Origin of the sequence: Streptomyces sp. DvalAA-14 (genome assembly GCF_900091855.1) — a bacterium.
Lineage (GTDB): Bacteria > Actinomycetota > Actinomycetes > Streptomycetales > Streptomycetaceae > Actinacidiphila.
Window position 1 is genome coordinate 23,000 of the sequence record NZ_FMCH01000185.1, and the last position, 15,788, is coordinate 38,787.

The 15,788-nt window shown below is 70.4% G+C and carries 11 protein-coding genes and 1 pseudogene; 9 read left to right on the forward strand and 3 right to left on the reverse strand.

The genetic code is table 11. The features are described 5' to 3' along the window. Nucleotides 1-89 precede the first annotated feature (89 nt). From metH to GA0115240_RS09205, 3 genes are all read left to right on the forward strand, one after another. A complete protein-coding gene (gene metH, locus GA0115240_RS09195; RefSeq protein WP_093736165.1) occupies nucleotides 90-3,629 on the forward strand; it encodes a methionine synthase in 3,540 nt (1,179 codons plus the stop codon). 303 nt (nucleotides 3,630-3,932) lie between these two features. Then, a complete protein-coding gene (locus GA0115240_RS09200) occupies nucleotides 3,933-4,634 on the forward strand; it encodes an HAD family hydrolase (protein WP_093736166.1) in 702 nt (233 codons plus the stop codon). Nucleotides 4,635-4,920: 286 nt separating this feature from the next. Further along, nucleotides 4,921-6,519, forward strand: a complete 1,599-nt coding sequence (locus GA0115240_RS09205) for an ABC transporter substrate-binding protein (RefSeq protein WP_093736167.1) — start codon at nucleotides 4,921-4,923, stop codon at nucleotides 6,517-6,519. Between the two features lie 49 nt (nucleotides 6,520-6,568). Here GA0115240_RS09205 and GA0115240_RS09210 read toward each other — a convergent pair whose 3' ends face one another. Continuing rightward, nucleotides 6,569-7,240, reverse strand: coding sequence for a response regulator (locus tag GA0115240_RS09210; protein WP_093736168.1), 672 nt, complete (start codon nucleotides 7,238-7,240; stop codon nucleotides 6,569-6,571). Between the two features lie 13 nt (nucleotides 7,241-7,253). Further along, nucleotides 7,254-8,176, reverse strand: a pseudogene (locus tag GA0115240_RS09215) (RecB family exonuclease). A 131-nt stretch (nucleotides 8,177-8,307) separates the two neighbouring features. On the opposite strand from GA0115240_RS09215, the gene GA0115240_RS09220 reads away from it, so the two are divergent. The 3 genes from GA0115240_RS09220 to GA0115240_RS09230 all read left to right on the forward strand — a co-directional run bounded on the left by GA0115240_RS09220 (nucleotide 8,308) and on the right by GA0115240_RS09230 (nucleotide 11,381). Next, the gene (locus tag GA0115240_RS09220) at nucleotides 8,308-9,543 is read left to right on the forward strand and encodes a site-2 protease family protein (protein ID WP_093736169.1); all 1,236 of its coding nucleotides are present in this window, start codon (nucleotides 8,308-8,310) and stop codon (nucleotides 9,541-9,543) included. Nucleotides 9,544-9,604: 61 nt separating this feature from the next. Next, entirely contained in the window at nucleotides 9,605-10,516 is a 912-nt protein-coding gene (locus GA0115240_RS09225) for a tRNA (adenine-N1)-methyltransferase (RefSeq protein ID WP_093736170.1), read from the forward strand. Nucleotides 10,517-10,796: 280 nt separating this feature from the next. Further along, a complete protein-coding gene (locus tag GA0115240_RS09230; RefSeq protein ID WP_093736171.1) occupies nucleotides 10,797-11,381 on the forward strand; it encodes a hypothetical protein in 585 nt (194 codons plus the stop codon). 78 nt (nucleotides 11,382-11,459) lie between these two features. Here GA0115240_RS09230 and GA0115240_RS09235 read toward each other — a convergent pair whose 3' ends face one another. Further along, a complete protein-coding gene (locus GA0115240_RS09235; protein ID WP_093736172.1) occupies nucleotides 11,460-11,750 on the reverse strand; it encodes a ferredoxin in 291 nt (96 codons plus the stop codon). 241 nt (nucleotides 11,751-11,991) lie between these two features. On the opposite strand from GA0115240_RS09235, the gene arc reads away from it, so the two are divergent. From arc to GA0115240_RS09250, 3 genes are all read left to right on the forward strand, one after another. After that, entirely contained in the window at nucleotides 11,992-13,758 is a 1,767-nt protein-coding gene (arc, locus tag GA0115240_RS09240) for a proteasome ATPase (RefSeq protein ID WP_093736173.1), read from the forward strand. Between the two features lie 93 nt (nucleotides 13,759-13,851). After that, nucleotides 13,852-15,363: a depupylase/deamidase Dop gene (gene dop / locus GA0115240_RS09245; protein WP_093736174.1), complete on the forward strand. Its 1,512-nt coding sequence runs from the start codon at nucleotides 13,852-13,854 to the stop codon at nucleotides 15,361-15,363. A gap of 161 nt (nucleotides 15,364-15,524) precedes the next feature. Next, the gene (locus tag GA0115240_RS09250) at nucleotides 15,525-15,743 is read left to right on the forward strand and encodes a ubiquitin-like protein Pup (RefSeq protein ID WP_093736188.1); all 219 of its coding nucleotides are present in this window, start codon (nucleotides 15,525-15,527) and stop codon (nucleotides 15,741-15,743) included. The last annotated feature ends 45 nt before the right edge of the window (nucleotides 15,744-15,788 follow it).

Sequence of the window (15,788 nt, forward strand, 5' to 3'; positions counted from 1 at the left end):
TCCCGCCGGTTAGGCTGACGTGGTGCGCGGTCTGCCCCCGGGGCGGGCGGCGCATAGCCGACAGCCGTCGCATCCCAGGGAGCATCCCCATGGCCTCGCCGTCCCCTTCCCCGTCCTCCTCGTCCCGCTCCGCCGGCGCCGCCCCGGCGCAGGCGGCCCGGGCCGCCGCCCTGCGCGAGGCACTCGCCTCCCGGGTGGTGGTCGCCGACGGGGCCATGGGCACCATGCTCCAGGCGCAGGAGCCCACCCTGGACGACTTCCAGCAGCTCGAAGGCTGCAACGAGGTACTCAACGTCACCCGCCCGGACATCGTCCGGTCGGTGCACGAGGCGTACTTCGCGGTCGGCGTCGACTGCGTGGAGACCAACACCTTCGGCGCCAACCAGAGCGCCATGAGCGAGTACGACATCGCCGACCGGATCCACGAGCTGTCCGAGGCCGGCGCCCGGCTCGCCCGCGAGGTCGCCGACGACTTCGCCGCCGACGGCCGCCCCCGCTGGGTGCTGGGTTCGATCGGCCCCGGCACCAAGCTGCCCACCCTCGGCCACACCGCCTACACCACCCTGCGCGACGGCTACGAGGCCAACGCGGCCGGGCTGATCGCCGGCGGCGCCGACGCGCTGGTGGTGGAGACCATGCAGGACCTGCTGCAGGTCAAGGCCGCCCTGATCGGCTCGCGCCGGGCCATGGCCGCCGCCGGGGTGAGCCTGCCGCTGATCTGCTCGGTCGCGGTCGAGACCACCGGGACGATGCTGCTCGGCTCCGAGATCGGCGCCGCGCTCACCGCGCTGGAGCCGCTGGGCATCGACATGATCGGGCTGAACTGCTCCACCGGTCCGGCGGAGATGAGCGAGCACCTGCGCTATCTGACCCGCCACTCCCGTATCCCGCTGACCTGCATGCCCAACGCCGGCCTGCCGATACTCACCAAGGACGGCGCGCACTACCCGCTGAGCCCGGCCGAACTCGCCGACGCGCACGAGACCTTCGCCCGCGAATACGGGCTCGCCCTGGTCGGCGGCTGCTGCGGCACCACCCCCGAGCACCTGCGGCAGCTGGTCGAGCGGGTCGGCGGCCAGGACCTCGTGCCGCGCAGCCCGCGCCCCGAGCCGGGCGCGGCCTCGCTCTACCAGACGGTGCCGTTCCGGCAGGACACCTCGTACCTGGCCATCGGCGAGCGGACCAACGCCAACGGCTCCAAGAAGTTCCGCGACGCGATGCTGGAGGGCCGCTGGGAGGACTGCGTGGAGCTGGCCCGCGACCAGATCCGCGAGGGCGCCCACCTGCTGGACCTGTGCGTGGACTACGTCGGCCGGGACGGGGCCGCCGACATGGCGGAGGTGGCCGGCCGGTTCGCGACCGCCTCCACGCTGCCGATCGTGCTGGACTCCACCGAGGTGGACGTGCTGCGGGCCGGGCTGGAGAAGCTCGGCGGGCGCGCGGTGCTGAACTCGGTGAACTACGAGGACGGTGACGGTCCGCAGTCGCGCTTCGCCCGGGTGACCGAGCTGGCCGTCGAGCACGGCGCGGCGCTGATCGCGCTGACCATCGACGAGGAGGGCCAGGCCCGTACCGTCGAGAAGAAGGTCGCCATCGCCGAGCGGCTGATCGACGACCTCACCGGCAACTGGGGCATCCTCGAGTCCGACATCCTGATCGACTGCCTGACCTTCACCATCTGCACCGGGCAGGAGGAGTCCCGCAAGGACGGCGTCGCCACCATCGAGGCGATCCGCGAACTCAAGCGGCGCCACCCGCAGGTGCAGACGACGCTGGGCCTGTCCAACATCTCCTTCGGGCTCAATCCGGCCGCGCGTACGGTGCTGAACTCGGTGTTCCTCGACGAGTGCGTCAAGGCCGGCCTGGACTCGGCGATCGTGCACGCGGCCAAGATCCTGCCCATCGCCCGGATCCCCGAGGAGCAGCGCCAGGTCGCCCTCGACCTCATCCACGACCGGCGCGCCGAGGGCTACGACCCGCTGCAGCGCCTGATGGAGCTCTTCGACGGCGTCGACTCGAAGTCCCTCAAGGCCGGGCGGGCCGAGGAGTTGATGGCGCTGCCGCTGGAGGAGCGCCTCCAGCGCCGGATCATCGACGGTGAGAAGAACGGGCTGGCCGCCGACCTGGACGCGGCGCTGGCCGAGCGGCCGGCGCTGGACATCGTCAACGACACGCTGCTGGCCGGGATGAAGGTGGTCGGCGAGCTGTTCGGCTCGGGCCAGATGCAGCTGCCGTTCGTACTGCAGTCGGCCGAGGTGATGAAGACGGCGGTGGCCTATCTGGAGCCGCACATGGAGAAGAGCGACGACGAGGGCAAGGGCACGATCGTGCTGGCCACCGTGCGCGGCGACGTCCACGACATCGGCAAGAACCTGGTGGACATCATCTTGTCCAACAACGGCTACACGGTGGTGAATCTGGGCATCAAGCAGCCGGTCTCGGCGATCCTGGACGCCGCCGAGCGCAGCCGCGCGGACGTGATCGGGATGTCGGGGCTGCTGGTGAAGTCCACGGTGATCATGAAGGAGAACCTGCAGGAGCTCAACCAGCGGGGCCTGTCCGCGGAGTACCCGGTGATCCTCGGCGGCGCCGCCTTGACCCGGGCCTATGTCGAGCAGGATCTGCACGAGATCTACCAGGGTGAAGTGCGCTACGCCCGGGACGCGTTCGAGGGGCTGCGGCTGATGGACGCGCTGATCGGGGTCAAGCGCGGCGTCCCCGGCGCGGTCCTGCCCGAACTCAAGCAGCGCCGGGTCCCGAAGCGGGACATCGTCGCCGAGCAGGAGCCCGAGCCCAACCTCGGCCAGGTCCGCTCGGACGTGGCGGTGGACAACCCGGTGCCGGTGCCGCCGTTCTGGGGCAGCCGGGTGGTCAAGGGCATCCAGCTCGCCGACTACGCCTCCTGGCTCGACGAGGGCGCGCTGTTCAAGGGCCAGTGGGGACTCAAGCAGGCCCGCGCCAACGGGCCCACGTACGAGGAGCTGGTCGAGTCCGAGGGGCGGCCCCGGCTGCGCGGCCTGCTCACCCGGTTCCAGTCCGAGGGGCTGCTGGAGGCGGCCGTCACCTACGGGTACTTCCCGTGCGTGTCCAAGGGCGACGACCTGATCGTGCTGCACGAGGACGGCACCGAGCGGACCCGCTTCACCTTCCCGCGTCAGCGGCGCGGGCGGCGGCTGTGCCTGGCCGACTTCTTCCGTCCCGAGGAGTCGGGCGAGACCGATGTGGTCGGCTTCCAGGTCGTCACCGTCGGCAACCGGGTCTCGGAGGCCGCCAACGAGCTGTTCGCCGCCGACTCCTACCGGGACTACCTCGAACTGCACGGCTTGTCCGTCCAGCTCGCCGAGGCACTGGCCGAGTACTGGCACGCCCGGGTCCGCGCCGAACTCGGTTTCGCCGGCGAGGACCCGGACCAGGTGGAGGACATGTTCGCGCTCAAGTACCGGGGCGCCCGCTTCTCGCTCGGCTACGGGGCCTGCCCGGACCTGGAGGACCGGGCCAAGATCGCCGCGCTGCTGGAACCGGAGCGGATCGGGGTCGAGCTCTCCGAGGAGTTCCAGCTGCACCCCGAGCAGTCCACCGACGCGATCATGATCCACCACCCGGAGGCGAAGTACTTCAACGCCCGCTGAGGCGGGCCGCGACCGCCGCCGCCCGCCGGGAAAGCCCTCCAGAAGCCCCCGGAGCCCCTCCGGAGCCCTCGGCCGCCCCTCGGGCGCCCCGGCTCCGGCCGGGGCGATCCGCCGCCCTGCGGGCGGCACGAGGGGCTTCATCGGCCGTTGGCGCACTGTTCCGGCGGCCGACCGGCGCTCGACCGGCGCCGCGCCGCGGGCCGACGTAGACTGGTCGGTCCGGCAGAGGCCGGTCGCCCGCCCGCTCCCGCGAGGCCCGGCGACCGGCCTCCGTGTCCCCCGGGATACCGAGGAGTGGGGCCTATGACCAGCAGCGTCTCCGTCGTCGACACCCGTACGGCGCAGGGTTCCCGGCCGCGCGCCGTCCTGCTGGACCTGGACGGCACCCTGGTGGACACCGAGGGGATCTGGTGGGCGGCGGAGGCGGAGGTCTTCGCGGACCTCGGCCACGTGCTGGACGAGGTGCACCGCGACGTGGTGGTGGGCGGCCCGATGGCCCGCAGCGTCGGGCACCTGATGGAAGTCACCGGCACCACCGCCACCCTCGCCGAGCTGACCGTGGCGATCAACACCCGGTTCGAGGAGCTGATCGTCCGCGGCGCGCCACTGATGCCGGGCGCCCGCCGGCTGCTCACCGAACTGTCGGCCTACGGGGTGCCCACCGCCCTGGTCTCCGCCTCGCACCGCCGCACCATCGACGCGATGCTGCGCTCGCTCGGCCCGGAGCACTTCGACTTCACCCTGGCCGGCGACGAGGTGGCCCGTACCAAGCCGCACCCCGACCCGTATCTGACCGCCGCCGCCCGGCTGGGCGCCGATCCCGCGCAGTGCGTGGTGATCGAGGACACCCTCACCGGCGTCACCTCCGCCGAGGCGGCCGGCTGCCTGGTGGTCGCCGTGCCGTCGCTGGTGCCGATCCCGCCGGCGGCCGGCCGTACCGTCGTTTCCTCGCTGGAGGAGTTGAGCGTCCCTTTTCTGCGCTCTTTGAACACGCGTATTCACTGAGCGTGTTCGCCGGAGCCTTCCGGGACTCGGGTCGATGAACTTTGGCATCCCGTTGGTGCTGATCACATCCAATCTCGGTATCGTCACCGAAGCATGCGCGCGGGATGTGCTGGAATACCTGCGGCGTACCACCGCGACGAGGCACCGGCGGCCGAGCGCGTAAGGTCTTCCCGGGCTCCGACCCTGCCCGGAACCCCGGTGCACGGGCGGCCTGTTCAGCTTTGGCGGAGCCACCGCGACGCGAGCACGCAGGCAGATGTGCAGTCACAAGAGGAGAACGACGACGATGAACCGCAAGCTTCTGGTGCTGCCCGCCCTGCTGGGCGCCATGACACCCATGATCACTGGGTGCGGCGGCTCCGGCGGAGGAAGCGGCGGCAGTGGTGATCCCATCGTCGTTGGCACCACCGACAGCATCGTGCTGACCAAGGACAACCCGGCGCCGCTGGACCCCGCGACCTCGTACGACACCGCCACCTGGAACGTCTTCTACAACACGTTCCAGGAGCTGCTGGGTTACACCCGGGGCAGCACCACGCCCACCCCGGACGCCGCCAAGGAGTGCCACTTCACGGACACCTCCGGGATGACGTACCAGTGCACGCTGCGTGACGGCCTGAAGTTCTCCAACGGCCACGACCTGACCGCGCAGGACGTGAAGTTCTCCATCGACCGGATGAAGAAGGTCAACTGGCCCACCGGCCCGTCGTCCCTGATAGCCAACGTCAAGGCGGTCAACACCCCGGACGACAAGACGGTGGTCTTCCACCTCAAGGCGCAGGACGCGACCTTCCCGGCCAAGCTCGCCACCCCGGCGGCGGCGATCGTGGACAGCAAGGTCTACGACCCGGCCAAGCCGTTCGACGGCTTCAAGCTGGTCGGCTCCGGCCCGTACATCCTCGACTCGTTCGACCAGGGCAAGCAGGCGGAGTTCACCAAGAACCCGCACTACCAGGGCCTGGACAAGATCAGCAACGACAAGGTCGAGCTGAAGCTGTTCAACGACTCCGCGAAGATGGAAGCGGCGCTGAAGTCCGGTGCGATCGACGTCATGACCCGGACGATGGCGCCGGACCAGATCATCGACCTGCAGAACAGCACCGACCCGAACATCAAGCTCACCGAGGCCCCCGGCGGCGAGACCCGCTACCTGTTCCTCAACACCACCTCGGACGGGCTGAAGGACAAGGCGGTCCGGCAGGCGATGGCCGAGGTCATCGACCGCCAGGCGATCACCAAGGACATCTACAAGCGCACCGCCGACCCGCTGTACTCCGTGGTCCCGCAGGGCATCACCAGCCACACCAACTCGTTCTTCAACCGCTACCACAACCCGAGTGTGGCCAACGCCAAGCAGACCCTGAAGGCCGCCCACATCGACGGCAAGATCCCGCTGACCATCAACTACCGCCAGGACACCGGCGGTACGGTCAACAAGCCGGAGGCCGAGGCGATCAAGGCCCAGCTGGACGCGAGCGGGCTGTTCGACGTGCAGGTGCAGAGCGAGGAGTGGAGCGCCTTCCTGAAGGCCGCCTCCCAGCGCAAGTACCAGATCTTCGCGATCAGCTGGCTGCCCGACTTCCCGGACCCGGACAACTACATCGCGCCGTTCTTCGACAAGGACAACTTCCTCAACCTGCCGTACAACAACGCCGACATCCAGGACCAGATCCTGCCGGACACCCGCCGGCAGGCGGACCGGAGCACCGCCAGCACCGCTTTCGGCAAGGCGCAGGACGAGATCGCCGAGGACGTCCCGATGCTGCCGCTGTGGCAGGGCAAGCAGTACATCGCCTCGCGCAGCAACATCACCGGTGTCGAGTGGGCGCTGAACTCCTCCACCACCGTGCAGTTCTGGGAGCTGGGCCGCGGCGTCAGCGGCTGACCGCCGCCGCACACCCGCCCCGCCCGTACGGCGGACGCGCCCCGGGGCCTCAGCCGGCCCCGGGGCGCACCAGTCCGCTCTCGTAGGCGTACACCGCCGCCTGCACCCGGTCGCGCAGCGCCAGCTTGGTGAGCACGTGGCCCACATGCGTCTTGACGGTGGTCTCGCTGACGAACAGCTCGGCGGCGATCTCCGCGTTGGACAGCCCGCGGGCCACCAGCCGCAGCACCTCGACCTCGCGCTCGGTCAGCGCGTGCAGCGGCTGCGGCACCGACTCGTCGCCCGACGGCAGCCGCCCCGCGTACTTGTCCAGCAGCCTGCGGGTGATGCTCGGGGCCAGCATCGCCTCGCCGGCCGCGACCACCCGGATCGCCTGCACCAGCTCGGCGGCCGGCGCGTCCTTGAGCAGGAAGCCGCTGGCGCCGGCCCGCAGCGCCTCCACCACGTACTCGTCCAGGTCGAAGGTGGTCAGCACCAGCACCTTGGCCGGCCCCGAGCGATCGGGGCCGGTGATCTGCCGGGTGGCCTCCACCCCGTCCATCCGCGGCATCCGGATGTCCATCAGCACCACATCGGGCTGCAGCGCCCGCACCTGGTCCAGCGCCTGCTGGCCGTCCCCGGCCTCGCCGACCACGGCCAGATCCGGCTCCGCCTCCAGGATCATCCGGAAACCGGTACGCAGCAGGGGCTGATCGTCCACCAGCAGGACGCGGATCGCCACAGGGACTCCTTCGCTAGACCGGACCATTCTGGCCCACCGCCGACGGCGGCCCCGCGATTTCCGCCAGCGGATAGGGCGGGGGAGTCCCGCCGAATTCGGGACACAGCGCCTGGTGGTCGCACCAGCCGCACAGCGGGGAGCGCCGCGGCCGCCAGTCGCCGCTGCGGGTCGCCTCCCGGATCGCCTCCCACAACGCCAGCAGCTTGCGCTCGGTGGCCAGCAGATCCCGCTCCGTCGGGTCGTACGTCAGCACGTCCCCGCTCGCCCAGGTACGACCAGCTGCAGGCGGCGCGGGACCACCCCGCGCAGCCGCCACAGCACCAGGGCGTAGAAGGTCATCTGGAACAGCGGCTCGTCCTTGTACTCGGGGCGGGGCGCCTTGCCGGTCTTGTAGTCCACCACCCGCAGGTCACCGGTGGCCGGGGCGATGTCCAGCCGGTCCACGTAGCCGCGCAGCGTCAGCCCGGACTCCAGCACCGTCTCCACGTACAGCTCGCGCTCGGCGGGCTCCAGCCGGGTCGGGTCCTCCAGCGAGAACCAGCGGTCCACCAGCCGCTCGGCGCTCTCCAGCCAGGCGGCCAGCGCCGCCGGGTCGGCGGCGCCCTCCGCCGCGGTGAACAGCGAGGCCAGCTCCGGCCGCGCCGTCCGCAGCCGCTCCCACTCGCCGGCCACCATGGAACGCGCCCGCTGCGCGGTCCGCTCCGCGGCCGGTGCGTCGAACAGCCGCTCCAGCACGGCGTGCACCACCGTGCCGCGGGTGGCCGCCTCGCTGGGCTTCTCCGGCAGCCGGTCGATCACCCGCAGCCGGTACAGCAGCGGACAGCGCATGAAGTCGGCGGCGCGCGACGGCGACAGCGACACCGGCACGGCGGCGGCGGGCGATACGCGGGCGGCGGCGGACGGGCGCGGCGCTGGAATCTCGGCGGGTGTTCCCATGGCTGCTGACCCTACGGCCTGCGACCGACAGTGCCGGTGCGTGTCCGGCGGAACGGGGCAATAGCATGGCCGGTGAGCCCCTTGTCCCGCATGATCGGTACGAGGGTTTTGTATCAGCACGAGGGGAACCAGTGAGCGAGAGCGGTCGGCCGCCGTCCCAGGACATCCGAGATCCCGGTCGGGGCGGCGACGGCGACTCGGAAAAGGCCAAGCGGAATCCCGGCGGCGGGGTGCTGATGGGGCGGTTCTTCGGCGTCCCGATCTATGTCGCGCCCAGCTGGTTCCTGGTGGCCGCGCTGATCACCTGGGTCTTCGGCGGCCAGCTCGACACCGTACTGCCCCGGCTCGGCGGCCTGCGCTACCTCGTCTCGCTGTTCTTCGCGGTCGCCTTCTACGCCTCGGTGCTGATCCACGAGCTCGCCCACACCGTCGCCGCGCTGCGCTTCAACCTGCCGGTCCGCCGGATCCAGCTGCAGTTCTTCGGCGGCGTCTCGGAGATCGAGAAGGAGTCCGACACCCCGGGCCGGGAGTTCGTGCTCGCCTTTGTCGGACCGCTGCTGTCCCTGGTGCTGGCGGCGGTCTTCTTCGGCGGGATGCAGCTGGTCGACCGGGGCACGGTGCCGGGAGTGCTGCTGGCCGGGCTGTTCGTCAGCAACTTGATCGTTGCGATCTTCAACTTCCTGCCGGGGCTGCCGCTGGACGGCGGCCGGATGCTGCGGGCCGTGGTGTGGAAGCTCAGCGGCCGCCCGATGACCGGGACGGTGGCCGCCGCCTGGGTCGGCCGCGGCCTCGCCCTCGCGGTGCTGATCGGGCTGCCCCTGCTGTCGTACGCCGGCGGGGTCGACGGCAACGGCTCGCACAGCAACGCCGACTCGCTCACCGACGCGCTGCTCGCCGCGATCCTGGCCGCCATCATCTGGACCGGCGCCGGCAACAGCCTGCGGATGGCCCGGCTGCGCGAACGCCTCCCCGGCCTGCGCGCCCGCACCCTGACCCGCCGGGCGGTCCCGGTCGCCTCCGACACCCCGCTGTCCGAGGCGCTGCGCCGGGCCCACGAGGCCGGCGCCCGCGCCCTGGTCGTGGTGGACGGCCAGGGCGACCCCACCGCGCTGGTCCGTGAGTCCGCGATCGTCTCCATCCCGGAGCACCGCCGCCCCTGGGTCGCGGTCAGCGGCCTCGCCCAGGAGCTCACCGCGGGTATGCGGGTGTCCGCCGAGCTGTCCGGCGAGGACCTGCTGGACCGGCTGCGGGCCAACCCCTCCACCGAGTACCTGGTGATCGAGCCCACCGGCGAGATCTACGGCGTGCTGTCCACCACCGACGTGGAGCGCGCCTTCCTCGCCGCGATGGGCCGCCCGGCGGCCTGAGGGGCCCTGGCAGCGCCGCCTTCGGTAAAAACCCGGTGAACCGAGCCGATAAGGTGAGCGCATGTCCGAACCGACCGGTGCCGCCCGCCGACGCGGGCCCTTCAAAGTCGGGGACCAGGTCCAGCTCACCGATCCCAAGGGACGCCACTACACGTTCACGCTCGAAGCCGGAAAGCAGTTCCACACCCACAAGGGCGCTTTCCCGCACGACGAGCTGATCGGCGCCCCCGAGGGCAGTGTGGTCCGAACCACGGGAAACGTCGCCTATCTCGCGCTGCGCCCGCTGCTCCCCGACTACGTCCTTTCCATGCCCCGCGGCGCCGCCGTGGTCTACCCCAAGGACGCGGGGCAGATCCTGGCGATGGCCGACATCTTCTCCGGCGCCCGGGTCGTCGAGGCCGGGGTGGGATCGGGCTCGCTGAGCAGCTTCCTGCTGCGGGCGATCGGCGACCAGGGCATGCTGCACAGCTACGAGCGCCGCGCGGACTTCGCCGAGATCGCCACCCAGAACGTGGAGCGCTACTTCGGCGGCCCGCACCCGGCCTGGCAGCTCACCGTCGGTGACCTCCAGGACAACCTGTCCGACACCGAGGTCGACCGGGTGATCCTCGACATGCTCGCGCCCTGGGAGTGCCTGGAGGTGGTCGCCAAGGCGCTGGTGCCCGGCGGCATCCTGTGCGCCTACGTCGCCACCACCACCCAGCTCGCCCGGACCGTCGAGGCGATCCGCGAGTTCGGCAGTTTCAACGAGCCGGCCGCCTGGGAGACGATGGTGCGCAACTGGCACGTGGAGGGCCTGGCCGTCCGCCCCGACCACCGCATGATCGGCCACACCGGCTTCCTGCTCACCGCCCGCCGGCTCGCCGACGGGGTGGAGCCGCCGCTGCGCCGCCGCCGGCCCGCCAAGGGCGCCTACGGCGAGGACTACACCGGCCCCGGCAGCGGCAGCGGAGGGTCCCCCGCCGAGGAGTGAGCCCCCCGGTTGCGCCACCGGTCGTCCCGCCCGCGCCGCGGGGGCGGACGATTTCAGCCAATCTCCGCGCGCCGCCGCCGGTTTGCCCGCTCCAGGGCACCGGCGGCGGCGCTTTTCCCGTTCGTCCTGCTCCGGGTCGTCCTGCTCCGGGTCGTCCCGCTCCGGGCCCGTCCGGCCGGCGAGCGCCCGGCGTACCGGTGCGGGCCCCGGCGTACCGCGCCGGTGTGAGATATGGCACCATGCTGGCCACCCCCGCTGTTCGACCCCAGGAGACAGGCGCGTGCAGGCGTCCACAGGTCCCGCCCTTCCGCACACCCGCAGCCGTACCGTGCACTGGATCACCACCGCCGCCGCCCTGGGCGCCCTGGTCGCAGCCGTCGCGCTGGTGCAGCCGGCCGACGCCTCGCAGACGGCCGCTCCCGCCGGGGGCGACAAGCCGCCGGCCACCCCGGTGGCCGCACCCGACCCGGCGGCCGTCAGCTACCCGCTGGACTGCGCCCCCGGCACCGCCACCGACGTGGTCTCCCAGGTCTCCGCGGACCTGGACGGCGACGGGCGGCCCGAGACCGTCGTGGTCGCGCACTGCCACTCCGACGTCGGCACTCCGCCGGTCGGTGTCTTCATCCTGGCCGCGCCGACCGCCGCCGGTGGCAAGCCGCGCATCGCCGCCACCCTCGTCAGGCCGCAGGACCAGCGGCAGATCAGCGACTTCCGGCTGGCCGGCCGCACGGTCCGGGCCACGGTGCTCGGCTTTTCCAGCGACACCACCCCCCGCTGCTGCCCCGACCTGCGGCGCACCTACACCTGGGAATGGCGCGGCGACCGCTACGTCGCCCTGCCGGGACCGGCCGCGAACAGCATCTGAGGCGCCGCGGCCCGGTGTCCGCCGGTCCGCGGCGCCCGGCGGGTCCGCCGGTCCCCCGATCGGCCCAGTGCGCCCGGCTCAGTCCGCGTCAGGTCCGTAGACCTCGACGCGGTCCGCGGCGCGCCGCACGTGGATGCAGTCGCCGGGGCACTCCTTGGCGGAGTCGGCGACGTCCTGCAGCAGGGTCAGCGGCACCGGCACCGTGGCACCGGGGGACTGCCGCAACTCGTCGTCGTCCCCCTTGACGTAGGCCAGCCCGTCGATGTCCAGTTCGAACACCTCGGGCGCATACTGCACGCAGATCCCGTCACCCGTGCACAGGTCCTGGTCGATCCAGACTTCGAGCGCTTCGGCCGTCTCGTTGCTCACGGAAACCCTCGCCTGCCGTTGTTCGTTCGGGAAGAGACCACCGTCGAAGGCGGTTGACCGGAACGACGATACAACCGGCGGCTTTCGAATGGAGATCGGCGGGTATCTCAGTGGCGGAGGGACGTACGCAAGGGTGAAGATCGGACACACCGCGATCGTCTTTGTGATCTAGGGGTTTCAACCCCTACCGGTCCAGGTAGGGTCTGGAAACGTCCAGCTCCCCTTGGAGGAGGTGAGGACCGTGGCGGCCCACGACGACGACATCAACCGTGGCGGCCGACCCGCTCGTGGATCGGAAGATCCCATGAGCCAGGTCGCCTTTCTTGAGCAGGAGATCGCCGTCCTGCGACGCAAGCTCGCCGACTCTCCGCGGCACTCGAGAATTCTCGAGGAGCGGATCGTCGAGCTGCAGACCAATCTGGCAGGCGTGTCCGCGCAGAACGAACGGCTGGCGAACACCCTCCGGGAGGCCCGCGACCAGATCGTGGCCCTCAAGGAGGAAGTCGACCGGCTCGCGCAGCCGCCCGCCGGCTTCGGCGTGTTCCTGCAGGCCAACGAGGACGGCACAGCCGACATCTTCACCGGTGGGCGCAAGCTCCGGGTGAATGTCAGCCCCGCCGTCGAACTGGACGGGCTCCGGCGCGGCCAGGAGCTGATGCTCAACGAGGCGCTCAACGTGGTCGAGGCCATGGAATTCGAGCGCGTCGGCGACATCGTCACCCTCAAGGAAGTCCTGGAGGACGGCGAGCGCGCCCTGGTCGTCGGGCACACCGACGAGGAGCGGGTGGTGCGGCTCGCCGAACCGCTGCTCGACGGCGCCCTGCGGGCCGGCGACGCGCTGCTGCTCGAACCCCGCTCCGGCTACGTCTACGAACGCGTGCCCAAGAGCGAGGTCGAGGAGCTCGTCCTCGAAGAGGTTCCCGACATCGACTACCGCCAGATCGGCGGACTCGGCAACCAGATCGAGCAGATCCGCGACGCCGTGGAGCTGCCCTATCTGCACGCCGAACTCTTCAAGGAGTACGAGCTGCGCCCGCCCAAGGGCGTCCTGCTCTACGGCCCCCCCGGCTGCGGCAAGACGCTCATCGCCAAGGCGGTCGCCAACTCGCTGGCCAAGAAGGTCGCCGAGGTCACCGGCCAGCCGCAGGGCAAGAGCTACTTCTTGAACATCAAGGGTCCCGAGCTGCTCAACAAGTACGTCGGCGAGACCGAGCGGCAGATCCGCCTGGTCTTCCAGCGGGCTCGTGAGAAGGCCTCGGAGGGCACTCCGGTCATCGTCTTCTTCGACGAGATGGAGTCCCTCTTCCGCACCCGCGGCTCCGGTGTCAGCTCGGACGTGGAGAACACCATCGTCCCCCAGCTGCTCGCCGAGATCGACGGTGTGGAAGGGCTGGAGAACGTCATCGTGATCGGCGCCTCCAACCGCGAGGACATGATCGACCCCGCCATCCTGCGGCCCGGCCGGCTGGATGTGAAGATCAAGATCGAGCGGCCGGACGCCGAGGCGGCCAAGGACATCTTCTCCAAGTACCTGGTCGCCACCCTTCCGCTGCACGGCGACGACCTCGCCGAGCACGGCGGGTCGCCGGCGGGCACCGTGGATGCCATGATCCAGTCGGTGGTGGAGCGGATGTACTCCGAGAGCGAGGAGAACCGCTTCCTGGAGGTCACCTACGCCAACGGTGACAAGGAGGTCCTGTACTTCAAGGACTTCAACTCCGGCGCGATGATCCAGAACATCGTGGACCGGGCCAAGAAGATGGCCATCAAGGACTTCCTGGACCACGACCAGCGGGGCCTGCGCGTCTCCCACCTGCTCGCCGCCTGTGTGGACGAGTTCAAGGAGAACGAGGACCTGCCCAACACCACCAACCCCGACGACTGGGCACGGATCTCCGGTAAGAAGGGAGAGCGGATCGTCTTCATCCGCACCCTGGTGACCGGAAAGCAGGGAGCGGACACCGGACGCTCCATCGACACCGTGGCGAACACCGGACAGTATCTGTAAGCACTACCCTCCGGCTGCGGGTCCCCCCAGCGGGTACCCGCAGCCGGTGTGTTTTCCGGCCCGCACGGGCCGGAGCCGGGCAAGGAGGGCCGCATGACCGTACGGCGAGTAATGGGCATCGAGACCGAGTACGGGATCTCCGTGCCCGGCCACCCCAACGCCAATGCCATGCTCACCTCGTCCCAGATCGTCAACGCCTACGCGGCGGCGATGCACCGGGCGCGCCGCGCCCGCTGGGACTTCGAGGAGGAGAACCCGCTGCGGGACGCCCGCGGCTTCGATCTCGCCCGGGAGGCAGCAGACTCCACCCAGCTCACCGACGAGGACATCGGCCTGGCCAATGTGATCCTCACCAACGGCGCCCGGCTCTACGTGGACCACGCCCATCCGGAGTACTCCTCGCCGGAGATCACCAATCCGCGGGACGCCGTGCTCTGGGACAAGGCCGGCGAGCGGATCATGGCCGAGGCCGCGATGCGCGCGGCCCAGATCCCCAGCGCCCAGCCGATCCACCTGTACAAGAACAACACCGACAACAAGGGCGCGTCCTACGGCACCCACGAGAACTACCTGATGCGGCGCGAGACACCGTTCTCGGACATCGTGCGGCACCTGACCCCGTTCTTCGTCTCCCGGCAGGTCGTCACCGGCGCCGGCCGGGTCGGCATCGGCCAGGACGGCCACGAGCACGGTTTCCAGCTCAGCCAGCGCGCCGACTACTTCGAGGTCGAGGTCGGCCTGGAGACGACCCTCAAACGGCCCATCATCAACACCCGGGACGAACCGCACTCCGACGCGGAGAAATACCGCCGGCTGCACGTCATCATCGGCGACGCCAACCTCTCGGAGATCTCCACCTACCTCAAGCTGGGCACCACCGCCCTGGTGCTGTCCATGATCGAGGACTCCTTCATCAAGGTGGACCTCGCGGTGGACCAGCCGGTCCGCACCCTGCACGAGGTCTCCCACGACCCGACCCTGAAACAGCTCATCACCCTGCGTAACGGCCGCAAGCTCACCGCGGTCCAGCTCCAGATGGAGTACTACGAGCTGGCCCGCAAATACGTCGAGGAGCGCTACGGCGCCGATGCCGACGAGCAGACCCAGGACGTGCTCGGCCGCTGGGAGGACGTGCTCAACCGGCTGGAGAACGACCCGATGAGCCTGGCCGGCGAGCTGGACTGGGTGGCCAAGAAGGAAGTGCTGGAGGGCTACCGCCGGCGCGACGACCTCGGCTGGGACGCGGCCCGGCTGCACCTGGTCGACCTGCAGTACGCCGACGTGCGGCCCGACAAGGGCCTGTACAACCGCCTGGTGTCCCGCGGCCGGATCAAGCGGCTGCTGGACGAGCCGGACGTGCTCAGGGCCGTCACCAAGCCGCCGGAGGACACCCGGGCCTACTTCCGCGGCCGCTGCCTGGAGCAGTACGCGGACGACGTGGCGGCCGCCTCCTGGGACTCGGTGATCTTCGACCTGCCGGGCCACGACTCGCTGCAGCGGGTGCCCACCCTGGAGCCGCTGCGGGGCACCCGCAAGCACGTCAAGGAGCTGCTCGACCGCTGCCGTACCGCCGAGGACCTGGTCCGTATCCTCTCGGGCGGCTGAAACGGCTCAGAACCGGGAAACAACCCAGTGGCAGTCGTACGTTGAGGTAATCGAGCGCCGATGTCGGACCGTGCTTGTAGGGTCTGATCTTGTAGGGCAGTGAGTTGCACCATGAGTACGGCAGGTAACCGAGCGCACGGACACCAAGCGGGGTGAGGGACATGGCCACGAAGGACACCGACGGCGGACAGCAGAAGGCGACGCGTTCCACGGAGGAGGTCGAGGAGGTCCAGGAGGACACCCAAGCGGCCGATGACCTCAAGGAGCGCCAGGAAAAACTTTCGGACGACGTGGACTCGGTCCTCGACGAGATCGACGACGTCCTCGAGGAGAACGCCGAGGACTTCGTCCGGTCGTTCGTCCAGAAGGGCGGCGAGTAGCCGCTCGCCCCCTCCGTCCGCCCCGCGCCCCAGGACCGCGGGGCG